Raw genomic sequence first — 15,255 nt, 5'->3', positions numbered from 1 at the left:
CAGTTTGATTTAGCGCTGAATGGAAAATATTCTAACACAAAATATCAAATTTTATTTTACTAGAACGAGATTCGCTGATAAAATCCACCCGCAACTCCCTATACCCACATATATCATGAGAAGTTGCAAATGCTTAGGATCGCTAAAGAAGCTTTAACCTTTGATGACGTACTATTAGTACCAGGCCACTCAACTGTATTACCACATACAGCTAACCTTAAAACTCGTCTAACGAAAACAATTGAACTAAATCTGCCAATCGTTTCTGCATCTATGGATACAGTTACTGAAGCGCGTTTAGCGATTGCGTTAGCGCAAGAAGGTGGTCTTGGTTTTATCCACAAAAATATGACAATTGCTGAGCAAGCTGCCAACGTACGTAAAGTTAAAACGTATGAGGCGGGCATTGTTTCTCATCCTGTTACTGTTACTGCTGACCTGACTATCGCAGGTGCACTTCAATTAGCACACGATAAAGGTTTCTCAGGTTTCCCTGTAGTTGATACTGATAACAATCTAGTTGGTATTGTAACAAGCCGCGATATGCGTTTTGAAACAAAACTAGACCAGCCTATTTCGACTGTAATGACGAAAAAAGATCAGCTAGTAACTGTTAAAGAAGGTGCTGACCGTGAAACTATTTTAGGTCTTATGCATGAGCACCGTATCGAAAAAATCTTAGTTGTGAATGATGACTTTAAACTTAAAGGCATGATCACAGTTAAGGATTACCAAAAAGCACAAGAAAAACCAAATGCGTGTAAAGATGAACAAGGTCGTTTACGCGTAGGTGCAGCTGTTGGCGTTGGCGCTGGCACTGATGAGCGTATTGCTGCGTTAGTTGAAGCAGGTGTTGATATTCTACTTATCGATACTTCGCATGGTCACTCACAAGGTGTTATCGACCGCGTTAAAGCAACACGTGAAGCATACCCAGACTTACAAATCGTTGCGGGTAATGTTGCAACAGCAGAAGGTGCGGTAGCACTTGCTGATGCTGGTGCGAATGCTGTTAAAGTAGGTATCGGCCCAGGTTCAATTTGTACAACACGTATTGTAACGGGTTGTGGTGTGCCTCAAATTACCGCGATTTCAGATGCAGTTGAAGGCTTAAAAGGTCGTGATATTCCAGTTATTGCTGACGGTGGTATTCGTTTCTCTGGTGATATTGCTAAAGCACTTGTTGCTGGTGCATCACTGGTAATGGTTGGTTCAATGCTAGCAGGTACTGAAGAAGCACCAGGTGAAGTAGAGCTTTATCAAGGCCGTTACTACAAGTCTTACCGTGGTATGGGTAGCTTAGGTGCAATGAACCAAAAAGAAGGTTCATCTGACCGTTATTTCCAAGATGCAAAATCTGAAGAGAAGCTAGTGCCAGAAGGTATTGAAGGTCGCGTTGCTTATAAAGGTCCTATTGCAAACATTATTCACCAACAGGTTGGTGGTATTCGCAGCGCTATGGGTCTTACTGGCTGTGCAACAATTGAAGAGCTTAATACTAAGCCGCAATTTGTACGTGTTACCGCAGCAGGTATGGGTGAATCGCACGTTCACGACGTACAAATCACAAAAGAAGCTCCTAACTACCGTTTAGGTTAATTCGCGCTTTTATTTATCGATAAGGCTAGCTTTTTGCTAGCCTTAGTTAATTGTATCCCGATTGAAATTGCCGTTTTCAATCGAGTTGTTGGATTTTTAGAAAGAGACAACTAATGAGCAAAAATATTCATGATTCTCGCGTTCTGATTTTAGATTTCGGTTCGCAATACACTCAGCTTATCGCCCGTCGCATCCGTGAAATCGGTGTTTACTGTGAACTATGGGCATGGGATGTAACCGAAGAGCAAATCCGCGAATTTAACCCACAAGGTATTATTTTATCGGGTGGCCCAGAGTCCACTACTGAAGAAAACAGCCCGCGTGCTCCTGAGTATGTATTTAATGCTGGCGTACCTGTACTTGGTATTTGTTACGGCATGCAAACAATGGCAATGCAACTTGGTGGTCAAGTACACAGCTCTGATAAAAAAGAGTTTGGTTACGCGAAAGTTGAAAAAGTAGGCAACTGCGCATTATTTGATGCAATTGAAGATCACATCGAAGATGGCATTGGCAAACTTGACGTTTGGATGAGCCACGGTGACAAGGTGGTAGAAATCCCAGAGACGTTTACCACAACTGCTAAAACTGATACGTGCCCACATGCAGCAATGTCTTGGGAAGAGAAAAAGTTCTACGGTGTGCAATTCCACCCAGAAGTAACACATACGCATCAAGGTTTACGTTTATTAGAGCGTTTCGTAATTGATATCTGTGGCTGTGAAAAATTATGGACACCAGCATCAATTATTGAAGATGCCGTTGCGCGTATTAAAGAAAAAGTAGGTGATGATGAAGTTATTCTTGGCCTATCTGGCGGTGTTGATTCATCGGTTGTAGCGATGCTAATTAACCGTGCTATCGGTGACAAGCTAACCTGTGTATTTGTTGATAACGGTTTACTTCGTTTAAACGAAGGTCAGCAAGTAATGGATATGTTTGGCGATAAGTTTGGCTTAAACATCATTAAGGTAGACGCTGAAGATCGTTTCTTAGCGAACCTTGCAGGTATTGATGAGCCAGAAGCTAAGCGTAAATCAATTGGTCATACTTTCATTGAAGTATTCGATGAAGAAGCTGGCAAACGCCAAAATGCTAAATGGTTAGCGCAAGGTACAATTTACCCAGACGTAATTGAATCTGCTGCATCAGCAACAGGTAAAGCGCACGTAATTAAGTCTCACCATAACGTAGGTGGTTTACCTGAAGATATGGAAATGGGCCTTGTTGAGCCACTGCGTGAGCTATTTAAAGATGAAGTACGTAAGATTGGTCTTGAATTAGGTCTGCCATACGACATGCTATACCGTCACCCATTCCCAGGTCCTGGCCTAGGTGTACGTGTTCTTGGTGAAATTAAGAAAGAATACTGTGACTTACTTCGTCGTGCTGATGCTATCTTTATTGAAGAGCTTCATAAAGCAGATCTTTATCATAAAGTGTCACAAGCATTTACCGTTTTCCTACCGGTTAAGTCAGTAGGTGTAATGGGTGATGCGCGTAAATATGATTGGGTTGTATCACTTCGTTGTGTAGAAACAATCGACTTTATGACAGCGCGTTGGTCACACTTACCGTATGATTTCTTGGGTTTAGTATCAAACCGTATCATCAACGAAATCGATGGTATTTCGCGTGTGGTTTACGATATTTCTGGTAAGCCGCCAGCGACAATTGAGTGGGAATAAACCCTACATAAAAGATAATAAAAAACGCCAGCTTAATGCTGGCGTTTTTTATTTGATTAAAACAATTCAATATCGTGAGTTGGAGGGTTATTTTCGTTTTCTGATTTAATAATATCACCGTAATAAATACACTGATTGCGACCGTTATTTTTGGCCACATAAAGAGCTTTATCGGCATTTTCGATAACTGAAATAGGAAAGTCATAAGGACTCATTCGCGCGAAACCAATACTTAACGTGAGCTCTTCAACAAAAGGAAATTTTTGATCGCTAATGAAGTCTTGAAAATGAGCGAGTTTAGTAGCGATATGAAGTAAAGTAGTCGGTTCAAATACAATTACAAACTCTTCACCACCAAAGCGGAAAATAAGATCACTCGCGCGGAAAAATTGCTGCATTTTTTGTGATAAGGTTAGTAAAACTTCATCACCACATACATGGCCATAAGTATCATTCACTTGTTTAAAATGGTCGATATCAAGAATTGCTAACCAAGAAGATTCATCATAGTGTTTATTGCGAATACCTTTTTCTACAGGCGAATTATGCGAATGTAGTTGGTCTTCAAGCAACAGTTTAATTTTTCTATCAAACGTTTGACGGTTTAAAAGACCCGTTAACTTGTCGCGCTCACTTTCATTTAAAATGGTTAAATAATTTTCATAGATGCGGCAAAGGGCGTTGAGTGTAACTTGTTCTGTTGACGTTAAATGCTTAACAACTAAATAAACAGCCCCCAAAACTTGGTCATCAATAATGACGGGGATCCAGCGTCTTTCATTGCCTTGCTTGTCTTGTAAACTAATAGTGCAAGCAGACTCAATACAGCAACTAAGCTCTTTGCTTGGGTTTGAAATAATCTTTCGAGATGACCACTTCAGTGCGCCAGTTTTATCGAGCTCAATGGATGCGCTTTTCTCAATGCCAGCGCTATTAAAGCGCGATAGATCTTTATAAAGGGCGGCTTCAGTGGGGGATAAAAACTCACTTATGGTTGACAGTAGACTTAATTCTAAAGAGTCTACATCGCGATGTTTTGTTATTTTTACTACGGAGTTTAAGAGATCTTTTTGCAAAATTACCTCTGCTTCAGATTCCATTCCGAATTGATTAAGCACTTACCTAATTTTCGGACAAACTATGAGCAAGGTCAATCGTGAATTGTAATATTTGCTTGTAAATTGAGCAAGTGAGTTTTTTTCTGAATTTTTTTCTTTACCTTTAGCAAAGAGTCCTTATAATGCGACGTCATTGCAGGGGCGTAGTTCCAATTGGTAGAACAGCGGTCTCCAAAACCGACGGTTACGGGTTCGAGTCCTGTCGCCCCTGCCACTTCCTTTCTAAATATTCTTTTGTTCCAAAAAATTAATCACTTTATGCACATTGATTGGCTTTGTTCACTTTTAGATATTGAATTGCTGCAATTAAAGCAAAAGAATAAATCACTAAAACCTGAGTTAATCCAGCTGCAAAAAGACTTACAATTAGTGTTAACGTCGCATAACATTAAACTCGAATTTTGCACATTACCTGTTCCATTTGAAGTTGAAAGTAAGCGACTCAAAGTGAATAATCAAGGACTGACAAGCTCACAAAAAAGAGCGTTATGGCAAACACTATGGCAGCAACTACCTTAATTAAATTAGATCACACTCATATCTCACATCTGATGACGATAGAGACACAATGTCATCAATTCCCGATGTCAGAAAAGTTAATGCTGTCGTGTTTATCTGGGCGTTACAGTGCTTATGGCTGTTTTAATAACGATGAGCTAATTGCTTTTTATATTGTGGAGCAAGTAGGGCCTGATTATACCTTAACGGATATTTGTGTAAGCCCAAATTATCAAGGAACAGGCCTTGCTAAACAAATGCTCAATCATTTATTGGCAAGTGTGAGTAATGCACAAGGCGAGAATATTTTCTTAGAAGTGCGCGAATCAAACCAAAGTGCCATTGGCTTGTATAATTGTATGGGTTTTGTCGAGGTAGGTATTCGTAAGGGTTACTACCCAAGCCAGAATGGTCGCGAAGACGCTATTTTAATGGCACTTACCGTTTAGTCGTCTTCGTTTAGATTTAATATAAAAATTATCGCCTGCTCTAATTTTAGAATGTGGTAATCAAGACCTTCTTCGTTATGCTCTCGTATACAAGACTCTAACTCAGCAGCTGCATCACTAATGTGATTAAAGCCGAAACAACCTGCACTGCCTTTAATACTGTGTGCAAGGGCTAATAGCTCGTTAAGGTCTTGCTGTTCATTAAGTTGAGCAATTTGTTTTAATAAATTTGGCAGCTTCGATTTATAGTTCTCACTGATTTGTTTAAAACGCTCGCCTTGGAATAACTCTTCCCAATTTTGCTGACTATCTCGTTCAAGTGATAAGTATTGTTGTAACGTTTGTTCAAGCTGAACTTTATCAATTGGTTTTGCTAGTGCTTTATCACAACCTGCTTCAAGGTAGGCATCTACATCGTTTTTCATCACATTAGCGGTAAGTGCCACTATTGGGCCATCATATGCCGCATTACGAAGCATTTGCGTGGCTTCTAAACCACCCATTACAGGCATTTGCATATCCATTAGGATTAAGTCGTAGTCATTGGTGAGCGCTTGCTCTACGGCTTCAGCACCGTTGTTGGCAAAATCTGGCGAAATGCCCCATTGGCTTAGTAATAAGCGGATCAAATCTTGGTTATCTTTGTTATCTTCAGCAACCAAAATATTGCCCTCAAACTGCTGAGCATGCGCAATCGATTCTTCTTTAAGCATTGCTTTTGCTGAATGCGCACTACTAACCATTTCAACTTTATGGTTTTGGTTATTGGTAGCAACGATTATTTCAAACTTACTACCTTCGCTAAGCTTACTGGTTACAGTTATGTCACCACCTAAAATTTGCGCTAGGTTTTTCGCTATACACAACCCAAGCCCTGTACCACCAAACTTACGAGTGGTGCTAATATCTGCTTGCTCGAACGGTTTAAAAGCTCTTTCTTGTTCTTGTTGTGACATGCCGATACCGCTATCGGTGACAGTGAAAATCAACTTTTCTGTTGAAGGTGAATAGCGCACATTAATGGCTACTTCGCCTTTCTCAGTAAACTTAACCGCATTGGTACAAATGTTAAGTAGAACTTGCTTTAGACGGGTTTCATCACTGTGAATAATGCTTGGCAGCGGGTAGTCAATATTCAGCGAGAGAGCGAGCTCTTTATCAAGGGCCATTGGTTCAATGATGCTTTTTATGTCATTGATAAATGGCACAAGCTCAACCACACGCGTTTCAACTTCCAGTTTATCGGCTTCAATTTTTGATAAGTCGAGAATGTTGTTTATTAGTTCAAGCAGGTGTTTAGAGTTACGTAAAACCGTGCTTAAGTATTTTGCTTTTTTATTGTTAGATTCTTGCCCTAAAATGGTTTCAGTGAAGCCCATGATTGCTGTAAGTGGCGTGCGAATTTCATGGCTCATATTGGCAAGAAAACGACTTTTTAGGTGGTTTGCTTGCTCCGCTTCAACAATTGCTTTTTCTAACTTTTTATTAATTTTTGCAATTGCTTGGGTACGGGTAACCACTTTTTCTTCGAGGTGCTCACGGTAATCAAGAAGCTCAGTTTGGTATTGTTTAATTTGATTAACCATGTGATTAAAATCACGAAATAGCATACCAAGTTCGTCTTTTCGATCTTGCGGTAACTTCACATTTAAATTGCCATCTCCCACTTTATGGCTGGCTTCAGCAAGAGATTCGATGGGCTTAAGCAGCATGCGGCGTACAACTAAGAAGATAATACCTGGTAAAAATATCGCAGTAGATAAAATGAGCAGGGCAGTATACATGGTGATTGTTTGACCAGCTTTATAGAGCGAATTTTTATTAAGTGCGGTCACAAAGTACAGATCATTACCCATTGAGTTAGCTAAAATCATGCGGGTATCGTCAGCAAGTGTATGTAGCGAAAGCTGATTAAACTCTTCAGTGTTGGCAGTTTTCTTTAGCAGTTGTAATTCGTATTCTGACACATAGTTATTGTTGAGGTCAGTTTGATTGCAAAACAGGATCTTACCTGAATTGTCCATAATAAAATTGACTGTGTCAGAAAAGTAATCATTGGCAACACTTCTGGCGATTTCATCGCTATCTATATGGAAAATTAAATAGCCTAGTACTTTTGGTGAGTCGAGCGTAAAGCGTGAATCAAATAAGCGATAAGTGAGGTAAATTGACGTTTCATCGTTCTCAGAAATAAAGAAAATATTTTGCTGCTTACGGTTATTTGTCAGTTGATTGCTAAATGGGTAGCTATCGCGGGTTTCTAATACAGCTTTAGGATAATAACTAAGTACATCGCCTTGCGGGTTAATTACCCCGATACTTAATATATGTGGAAATGAGTCAACGTAGTTACCAAATTCGTCAACTAATGATGATACAAGTTTAGTGCGCTCTTTTGATGGTTTGTCATTTTCATCATAGCTATAGATAAGGTAATTGTTTAAAACAGGCGAGGCAGAAAGTAACTCAATTATTGAGTTATAAAATTGGGTAAAATTTTGGCTCTTATTAACTTGCTGCTCAACAAAGCGTGTAACAATAGCTTCTGCTTGTTTTTCAGAAGAGCTTGTTACATTCGTCAGGGAAAAAATCCCTTGTATTGCCATTGGAATAATCACAAGCGGGGTAATATACCACAGCAGCCTTACGCTCAACTTGTTGTTATTCATCGTTTTCCATTTTTCAACAAAAGTTCTTCTATAATCTAGCATATTTTTGTACTAGTATAAGAATATAATTACAATCAGTACAATAATTTGCGTGTATGTTGCATGGTCGTTTTGGAGTGCGATAGCTTATTGATAGGGAGAGTTTAAATAAGCGTATGTATAAGGTTTACAGCTAGGTGACAATAGAACTGTGTTGCTAAACTTAAAATGGAAAAATAGCTTATTTGTAGCCTCTTTTTTGATGCTGCTCAGCTTATCTTGGCAAATTATTGCCAATGAGCTACCTGCGAACTTGCAGGTTGTACTGCTTTCTAAATTAATGCCTTATGAAAAGGCCCTTTCTGAAAAGCCAAAACTGTCAATTTTTGTCGTGAATAACCAAGATGTATATCAAGCGTTTAATTTGCTAAAAGCAAAACAGCGTAATCAGCAGCTTGGTGCCATCAAATATGGCACAGAACTACCATCAGAAGGATATGATATTGTTTATCTTGATGAGCAGATCAATTTAAGTGATGCGCTTATTTACAGCCTTAAACATTCAAGCTTATTAGTGACCAATGATATCGATATGGTTAAGCAGGGTATTACTTTAGGTCTAAGTGTGAAAAATGGCCGTCCCATGTTTTATCTAAATAAAAAAAGCAGTGATGCTACCGGACTCAGTTGGGATAAAACAGTACTTGATATTGCAACGCTCTATAATTAAAGCTTTGTGTGCTAACTGCTAACTGCTAACTGCTAACTGCTAACTCTTTATTTTCTTTTAAAAACTAACTAACAACTGAAATGCAAGTGTACGACCAAGTTGCGGATGATATGCAGGTGTAAAGCCATTTGGGTCTGCATTATTGTTAATATCATATGCGTTTACATCACTTGCACCGTCTTGTCTGCCAACTAACACATACTGTTTATCAAAGAGGTTTTTAACAATAAGTTGTGGAGTAAGCGTTACACCAGAAAAGCTTAAATTAGGCGCAGAAAGTACTAAATTATAAAGTGAAAGGTTTTCCACATTATTTGAAAAATAGGCATTGCTAAGAGGGGCGTTACGGCCGAACAAATGATTTGCTCTAAAATCAATGGTTAAATGCGGCATTAAACGGTAGTTAATTCCCCAGTTAATTTTATGATCTGTCGTGTGGTTAAGTGCATTTGCAGCTAAATCCTGATCACCATCTGAATAATGATAATTAAAATAAGCTGATACCAATTGATTATAGCTATAGCTGGTATCTAATGTGACGCCCCAATAATCACTGTTTTTTGCATTTTCATAGCTTACTGTGCTTGCTGTTGCAAAGCGGAAACTAGCATCAGCATCATGCACATCAAGGGTGATACGGTTATCTTCTTGGCTATAAAATAATGCAGTTTTAAAATCTAATTGATGCTTTGATTGTTCATAAAAGTAATGACTAACTAACTCGGTCGTTTTTATTTGTTCTGGTTTTAAATTTGCATTACCGCGAAATTCGTCATTTAACTCAAATACGCTTGGTTCACGAAACGCTTCGCCATAAAGTAGTTTAAATACAAGGTTTTGACTGGCATTAAAGTTAATTGCTGCACGAGGATTAGTGGTTGTGCCAAATGCATCGCTTCGGTCGTATCTAAAACCAAGGGTGTAGTTAAGTTTATCGGTAATATAGCCTTGTGCCTCAGCGTAAAGCGCTTCTTCGTCTATTTGCTCAACTGGGGATTCGGTATAATTACCAAGACCAAGTCCTGCTTCTGCTAGCAACCAATCTGATGAGGTTGAAGCTTGTTTACCAATTTGATAATCACCCAGTGAGACTATTTGCCCCATTTTTTCTGAGCGCATTAAACGGTAACCGAGTTGCCAGTCAATATCGTGCCATTTTGAAATATTAAGCTGTTGTTCAAACGCTCTTTGTTTGCTCAGGCTATGATAACTTTTAACTAAATCAACAAAGCGATAGCTGTACTTAAAGCCGGTATCGGGCTCTTGTTTATTTTCTCTTTGCCATAGGCGGCTAGAAAGTTCGAGCTGATGTGAAAACTGATAGTCTAAATCAATATAATAATGTTGTGCACTGTGGTGTTTTTTGTAGGAAGCATCGCGTGTTTGGTATTCAAATCCAGTAACATAACTCGCAAGTCCTTGTTCCTGTTCCCAACTATTAAAACCGATTTCAAAATGACTAATCCCCGCGTTATGCCTTGCAGGGTTTTGCCATACGAGCTTACCTCTTAGTGCAGAATCATCACTTTGGTTATTAAATCCAGCCTGTTGATATTGCCCCGCCAGTGGGTTTAAACCATCAGCAATATAATTACCGTTAACATACTGCTGCGTTAAATAATTAGGGTATAGGTGATTGGTAAAATAACCAGCTGGATCATAACTTTCTAAACCAGAGTCACCATCACGGGTGAAATAACGCCCAGCTAATTGTAAGCTAAATTCAGAGATATTTTGGTTAAGCATAAACTGCATTGAACGCTCACCATGTTCACCTGCAAGCACGCTTAAGCGTTGTCCAGATGATTGCTGCGCTTTTTTGGTAATAAAGTGGATTACACCAGAATAAGCATTGGCACCATAGCTTGCAGAGCCAGGGCCTTGCACTATTTCAATACGCTCAATATCAGCTAAAATTTGCTGATTTCCCCAAGGTTGAGACCAATTAAAGGCAATGTGATTTTGCACAATGCCATCAATCATAATTAGTAATTGAACATTACCAGGAGTACCACCAATACCGCGGTTGATACTATGACTGGTGTATTCCCCAGCCGCATCTTGGTGATTGGCAAAATCAAACCCCGGTACGTCGCGTAAAATATCAATTAAGTTTTGATAGCCACGTTGTTTTATTTGCTCAGCAGTGACGATTTTTATATTGGCAGGGGCATCTAATAAAGACTGATGTTTAAGGCTAGCAGTTTGCACTTGTACATTTAGTAAATCTTTTAAGCTAAGCGCTTGTAAGGCATCAAGATCATAATCAGCATTTGAAGCAAATGCTGCAGGTGCAGAAACTGATAACAGGATTGCAGACGTAAGCAAATTAATTCGGCTAGCCATAATTGCGAAATTTGGTTCGACATTTATTAGATTTATAGCTCAACCATAGCACAGTTTAATTGCAATAGGTATTTATGCGAAAAGCCTATGTGATAGGTTGTAAACAACCAAGCACATAGGTCAAAATTTGAGAGCAATTAAGCGGTTATTTAATTGCCAGTAGGCGAGTTCTAAGCGCTGTTTCTTGCTTTGCACAATCACGTAATTGCGCTGCAATATCACTCAGTGGCACAGGTGTTTTGCTGCGGCAATGGTTTACTGCAAGTGAGGCTAAGTTACGCCAATTATCGCCAATATCTGTCGCCATTTGTGACGCTTCAAACATTGCTTGGTTGTTTGTATAGGCTGCAGCCTCATCTAAAAAGCTGGCAAACATAAAGCGAAAGCCCGCACCACCGGTGCCAATTTCTTCTTGCATGCGCACAATATGTGCTAGAAATAAATGGCGATATTTTTTCGGTTTTCGATCTAATCGCTCAATATCTTTTGCAAGCTTTTCCATGCCTTGGGTACCAAACAAGTTAATGCCGGGTACAGGCAAACCAGCCATCATTTTTGCTGTTTTTTTAATGCCAGAGTAAATATGTGGTGTTAAATCGACTTCACTGGGTACATTATCAACCCAATACATTAACCCTTTTGGTGCAAGCGCGCCCTTACTAAAACGGGCTTTTTCCAAATCGCGTTTAGGACAGGTTACGGTATTTTCAAACACCGGATCGCTGATTTGGTAATTATTGTGTTCATCAATGCCGTACACCATTAAATTGTGAGCATTAAAATGAAAACGCATTTCATCAGGAAAATAAGGCAACCAGTACACAGACGTTTGTAGGCCGACAACTTTTCCCTCGGCTAAAACCTCATCTAGTTTTTTCATGCCTTTTTCGGCGCTCGAAAACTTTTCACGGTGTAACTTAATACCCAGTTTTTTACTGACCGTGTTAATGATCGTTTTTGGCGGCATGCGATACGCAATTAACGGCATACCAGCAACTTTTACAAAAGGTAAATAGGCAAAGCTCATTGCGGATGCAATACCAAATGCCATAGGCTCTGAAATAGTAAGGCCATTCGTCGACAACATGTTCGACACTACACCGCTTTCACAATGTGACGATTGCTTATGCACTAGGTTGTTTAAAACTGGCATCATGATGCTCTGGTAAATCCTTTAATTGCTGTTCGCTAATAGCAAGTGCTTCGCAATAGCGTGAGAGAATGTTAGCTGAAAGTGTGTTAAACACTTTGGGTTTAAAGTGGCGTTTAATGCGCCATTGGAACAAGCCCGTCACTTGCGATAACGATAACACGTCGTGTCTTGCGCACAGCATATGGTATTTCAAAGGAGAAACTTTATCTTGCTGTGCATCCAAAAGTGCACTTACAGCTTGTTCATTTAAGTCGTCCACAGCATATTGCGTAGCGAACGATTCAATTTCCCAACCTGATGATTTTACGCCTGCGTAGTGCCCACTTTCATCAACTGCATAAACCAGTTTTGACTGGCCTTGGTAAATTTTCGAATTGTCCTGTGGGACGTGCTCTTTTTTCACCGCTATTCAACCGTTAATTGCATAAAGCCACTGGAAAAACGACCGCTTTCAGGAATGTAGCAAAGCAGTTGTTGCCCTTTGACTAATTTATCCGAACGCAAGAGTTCTGACAGCATAATAAATATTGATGCAGAACCGGTATTACCGCGCTCTGTTAGGTTGGTGTACCATTTTTCATAAGGGATAGCGAAGTCAATATTTTCAAGCCCAGCATATAAGCGCTCACGGAAATAACCTGATGAGTAGTGCGGTACAAATAACGCGTAATCGCTGGCAATCAGTTTACGTTTTTGAATAATGCGGCTAAGGGCATCTTCAACGGTATATTTAACGATATTGTCATTGAGTAAACGCACATCTTGCTTTACAGTCATCATTGATTGCTGTGCAACTTCTTCCGCTGAAAAGCGCGTCCAACTGGTGAGCTTTCCATCGTCATTTTTCACCGCACCTGCATACATGCAGGTTTCTAATTCATTGGCATATGAAATAATATCAATCCAATCAATGCGTAGGTTTAGCTGCCCCGCAACAGGTTTATTTTGTAAAAATGCTGCGCCTGCACCATCAGATAGCATCCAACGTAAAAAGTCTTTTTCAAAGGCTACTTCAGGGTTTTGCTCTAGGGTGTCTACTTTGTGTTGGCACTCTTGTTCAAAGTTTTTAGCCGTCATCATGCTAGAGGCAATTTCACTGGCAACGACCACACTGTTTTCGACTTCTTGTGCCTTTATATTGAGGTAAGCATATTTAAGCGCAGTTACACCACACAAACAAATACCCGAAGTTGAAACAACTTCACAAGGAGGATTGTTAAGCTCTCCGTGTACCATTACGCCATGATTAGGCAGAGTTTGATCCGCTTGGCTGGTGCTGGCAATTAAACTTTGAATTTGCTTAAGCTCATCTTCATGTTGAAAAAGTCCGCGTACTGCTTCAGCTGCAAGGGCGGCATTGGTATGTGTAAATTCGTTTGTTTCTGGGTCAATCGCGTAATATCGTTGCTTAATTTTATTACTGCGCAAAATCACTGCGCGTGCTCTTGAAGGTCTGTTACCAGCCATTCCGAGCAGATTTTCCATTTCTTTATTTGAGACTGGCTTATTCGGTAAAGCATCAGCCATCGCTGTAATATAAACAGGGCTTCCCATATGATACTACTCTCCTGAGGGTTCAGCGAAATAGGCTTTTTGTTTTGCAATTTTATTGCGAGTTAAAGGCGCTATTAGCTTTTTGATAATTGCAGTGATAGGTACAACGGTAAGAATAAGTGTAACTAAAAACACCACATAGATACTTAAACCGATGGCGCGACCAATACTTTGCTGAGAGCCAAATTTTTTTAAAATTTTCGACCAAATAGAAAAGCTGTGATTGCCAACTCTTTCACTTGCAATTAATTTTTCATTTATCTTAACAGCGTTTAAACCACTTAACATTGGGCTTGTAATAGCGCTTTCGTCATACATTAAACGTTGATTTATCGCTACGCCAAAACGTCGAGCATTTGTAATGTCACTTTCAGATACCCCAGCAGCAGGTACCCAGCTAAGCGGTTTTTTCTTACCTGTCATCATCCATAGCGGTGTTGCTAAAAAGCTAAACGCCGCGCCACAGTCATCACTCAGTACAACGTTATCAACCAGTTTTGCATTGGCATCCGCTAATAATTTCTTCATTTTTTCTTGTGCTGATAACCACATACCACGGCAGCCAATTACAGTAACAACAGGAGTGTTGTTAAATAGCTTTTTGGTTTGTGGCAGTTGCATAAATGATGAAATAGGCAGCGAGGGCGTTAAAAACCACACTTGGTAGCTAAGAATGATTAAGTCGTACTGTTCAAACTGAGTGGTAAAGGGTTCTAACTCAATCGGGTCCATTGCGACAGTTTCAGGAAATACACGAAAGAACTGACCAAACGGCCAAGGAAAAGGAAAGTTTACTTTAGGTTTGATCACCAAGTGGTCAACAGTAATGTCTTTATTTTCCTTGATAGGCCCAACAACTGATTGCAAAATGCTCGAGAGTTGTCCAGTTTGAGAGAAGTTAACAGTAAGAACTTTGCGCATTGTTAAGACAGTATTTATTCCATTAAAAAGAAGTTATTATATAAAACATTAATATTTAAGTGAATCTTATTTGAGCGATGATTTGTATGAGAGTGTTAAAGTGTACTGCTTTTTTATTAGCCGGCTGGTTTAATTCCGCTGCAATGGCCAACACTTTGTCACTGAATATTGAAAATGAAGTTGCTGCAATAGGTACCTTACATGTTCAACTTTTCCAATCAGAAACGCCATTTGCAAACGAGCTTAAAGATTGGAGTAAACTTAGCGCACTTGCTGAAAAACATTTGCCTATAAATGGTCAAAATATCAGTGTTGAATTTACGCAATTACCGAACGCATGGTACGCAGTGCGTTTATATGTCGATGAAAACGCCAATCAAACGCTCGACCTCTCACGTGCAGGCATTCCTAAAGAAGCGGTAGGTTTTTCAAATAACCCAATGCTTTTTCGTGGCAAACCAGCCATTAATAAAACCAGTTTTCAGCTAACAAACAACCAGCAAAGTGATATTCGTTTAGTTAAAGACAAACGTAAATAAAATTACTTTTAT

Annotated in this window: 13 protein-coding genes and 1 tRNA gene; 7 read left to right on the top strand and 7 right to left on the bottom strand. The window is 39.5% G+C overall.

The features are described 5' to 3' along the window. Nucleotides 1-129 precede the first annotated feature (129 nt). Both guaB and guaA read left to right on the top strand, forming a co-directional pair. On the top strand, nt 130-1,599 hold the full coding sequence (gene guaB, locus AAEU29_RS16180) for an IMP dehydrogenase (protein ID WP_421974273.1): 1,470 nt from the start codon (nt 130-132) through the stop codon (nt 1,597-1,599). Between the two features lie 113 nt (nt 1,600-1,712). Beyond that, a complete protein-coding gene (gene guaA, locus AAEU29_RS16175; RefSeq protein ID WP_421974272.1) occupies nt 1,713-3,287 on the top strand; it encodes a glutamine-hydrolyzing GMP synthase in 1,575 nt (524 codons plus the stop codon). Between the two features lie 56 nt (nt 3,288-3,343). Here guaA and AAEU29_RS16170 read toward each other — a convergent pair whose 3' ends face one another. Continuing rightward, nucleotides 3,344-4,363, bottom strand: a complete 1,020-nt coding sequence (locus tag AAEU29_RS16170; protein ID WP_421974376.1) for a GGDEF domain-containing protein — start codon at nt 4,361-4,363, stop codon at nt 3,344-3,346. Between the two features lie 179 nt (nt 4,364-4,542). Here AAEU29_RS16170 and AAEU29_RS16165 point away from each other — a divergent pair. The 3 genes from AAEU29_RS16165 to rimI all read left to right on the top strand — a co-directional run bounded on the left by AAEU29_RS16165 (nt 4,543) and on the right by rimI (nt 5,352). Further along, nucleotides 4,543-4,619: transfer RNA gene (locus AAEU29_RS16165), tRNA-Trp, on the top strand. 44 nt (nt 4,620-4,663) lie between these two features. Further along, entirely contained in the window at nt 4,664-4,924 is a 261-nt protein-coding gene (locus AAEU29_RS16160; RefSeq protein ID WP_421974271.1) for a hypothetical protein, read from the top strand. Continuing rightward, on the top strand, nt 4,894-5,352 hold the full coding sequence (gene rimI / locus AAEU29_RS16155) for a ribosomal protein S18-alanine N-acetyltransferase (RefSeq protein ID WP_421974270.1): 459 nt from the start codon (nt 4,894-4,896) through the stop codon (nt 5,350-5,352). The genes AAEU29_RS16160 and rimI overlap by 31 nt, the downstream gene beginning before the upstream one ends. On the opposite strand, the gene AAEU29_RS16150 is transcribed toward rimI, so the two are convergent. Beyond that, complete coding sequence (locus AAEU29_RS16150; protein WP_421974269.1) at nt 5,349-8,021, bottom strand: hybrid sensor histidine kinase/response regulator; 2,673 nt, start codon at nt 8,019-8,021, stop codon at nt 5,349-5,351. The two genes, rimI and AAEU29_RS16150, sit on opposite strands and share 4 nt — an antisense overlap. Nucleotides 8,022-8,211: 190 nt before the next feature. Here AAEU29_RS16150 and AAEU29_RS16145 point away from each other — a divergent pair, with 190 nt between their 5' ends. Next, nucleotides 8,212-8,730: a YfiR/HmsC family protein gene (locus tag AAEU29_RS16145; RefSeq protein ID WP_421974268.1), complete on the top strand. Its 519-nt coding sequence runs from the start codon at nt 8,212-8,214 to the stop codon at nt 8,728-8,730. Between the two features lie 57 nt (nt 8,731-8,787). On the opposite strand, the gene AAEU29_RS16140 is transcribed toward AAEU29_RS16145, so the two are convergent. The 5 genes from AAEU29_RS16140 to AAEU29_RS16120 form a co-directional block, all read right to left on the bottom strand. After that, nucleotides 8,788-11,058, bottom strand: a complete 2,271-nt coding sequence (locus AAEU29_RS16140) for a TonB-dependent receptor plug domain-containing protein (protein ID WP_421974267.1) — start codon at nt 11,056-11,058, stop codon at nt 8,788-8,790. A gap of 163 nt (nt 11,059-11,221) precedes the next feature. After that, nucleotides 11,222-12,232, bottom strand: coding sequence for a BtrH-related acyltransferase DarH (gene darH / locus AAEU29_RS16135; RefSeq protein ID WP_421974266.1), 1,011 nt, complete (start codon nt 12,230-12,232; stop codon nt 11,222-11,224). Then, nucleotides 12,201-12,632 (bottom strand): DarG family dialkylresorcinol biosynthesis protein, encoded by a 432-nt coding sequence (locus AAEU29_RS16130; RefSeq protein WP_421974265.1) that lies wholly within the window; start codon nt 12,630-12,632, stop codon nt 12,201-12,203. Before AAEU29_RS16130 ends, darH begins: the two co-directional genes overlap by 32 nt. A 2-nt stretch (nt 12,633-12,634) precedes the next feature. Continuing rightward, nucleotides 12,635-13,783, bottom strand: coding sequence for a beta-ketoacyl-ACP synthase III (locus tag AAEU29_RS16125; protein WP_421974264.1), 1,149 nt, complete (start codon nt 13,781-13,783; stop codon nt 12,635-12,637). 6 nt (nt 13,784-13,789) lie between these two features. Continuing rightward, a complete protein-coding gene (locus tag AAEU29_RS16120; RefSeq protein ID WP_421974263.1) occupies nt 13,790-14,704 on the bottom strand; it encodes a flavodoxin family protein in 915 nt (304 codons plus the stop codon). A gap of 86 nt (nt 14,705-14,790) precedes the next feature. On the opposite strand from AAEU29_RS16120, the gene AAEU29_RS16115 reads away from it, so the two are divergent. Beyond that, nucleotides 14,791-15,243 (top strand): DUF2141 domain-containing protein, encoded by a 453-nt coding sequence (locus AAEU29_RS16115; protein WP_421974262.1) that lies wholly within the window; start codon nt 14,791-14,793, stop codon nt 15,241-15,243. The last annotated feature ends 12 nt before the right edge of the window (nt 15,244-15,255 follow it).

Origin of the sequence: Pseudoalteromonas aquimarina (genome assembly GCF_049257255.1) — a bacterium.
Classification (GTDB): domain Bacteria; phylum Pseudomonadota; class Gammaproteobacteria; order Enterobacterales; family Alteromonadaceae; genus Pseudoalteromonas.
Note: the sequence above shows the minus strand (reverse complement) of the source record. Positions and strands in the feature narration are given on the sequence as shown.

Excerpts from the sequence above, each read along its gene's own strand:
- guaB (WP_421974273.1), top strand. The coding sequence starts at position 130 with ATGCTTAGGATCGCTAAAGAAGCTTTAACCTTTGATGACGTACTATTA.
- guaA (WP_421974272.1), top strand. The coding sequence starts at position 1,713 with ATGAGCAAAAATATTCATGATTCTCGCGTTCTGATTTTAGATTTCGGT.
- AAEU29_RS16160 (WP_421974271.1), top strand. The coding sequence starts at position 4,664 with ATGCACATTGATTGGCTTTGTTCACTTTTAGATATTGAATTGCTGCAA.
- rimI (WP_421974270.1), top strand. The coding sequence starts at position 4,894 with ATGGCAAACACTATGGCAGCAACTACCTTAATTAAATTAGATCACACT.
- AAEU29_RS16150 (WP_421974269.1), bottom strand. The coding sequence starts at position 8,021 with ATGAATAACAACAAGTTGAGCGTAAGGCTGCTGTGGTATATTACCCCG.
- darH (WP_421974266.1), bottom strand. The coding sequence starts at position 12,232 with ATGATGCCAGTTTTAAACAACCTAGTGCATAAGCAATCGTCACATTGT.
- AAEU29_RS16125 (WP_421974264.1), bottom strand. The coding sequence starts at position 13,783 with ATGGGAAGCCCTGTTTATATTACAGCGATGGCTGATGCTTTACCGAAT.
- AAEU29_RS16120 (WP_421974263.1), bottom strand. The coding sequence starts at position 14,704 with ATGCGCAAAGTTCTTACTGTTAACTTCTCTCAAACTGGACAACTCTCG.
- AAEU29_RS16115 (WP_421974262.1), top strand. The coding sequence starts at position 14,791 with ATGAGAGTGTTAAAGTGTACTGCTTTTTTATTAGCCGGCTGGTTTAAT.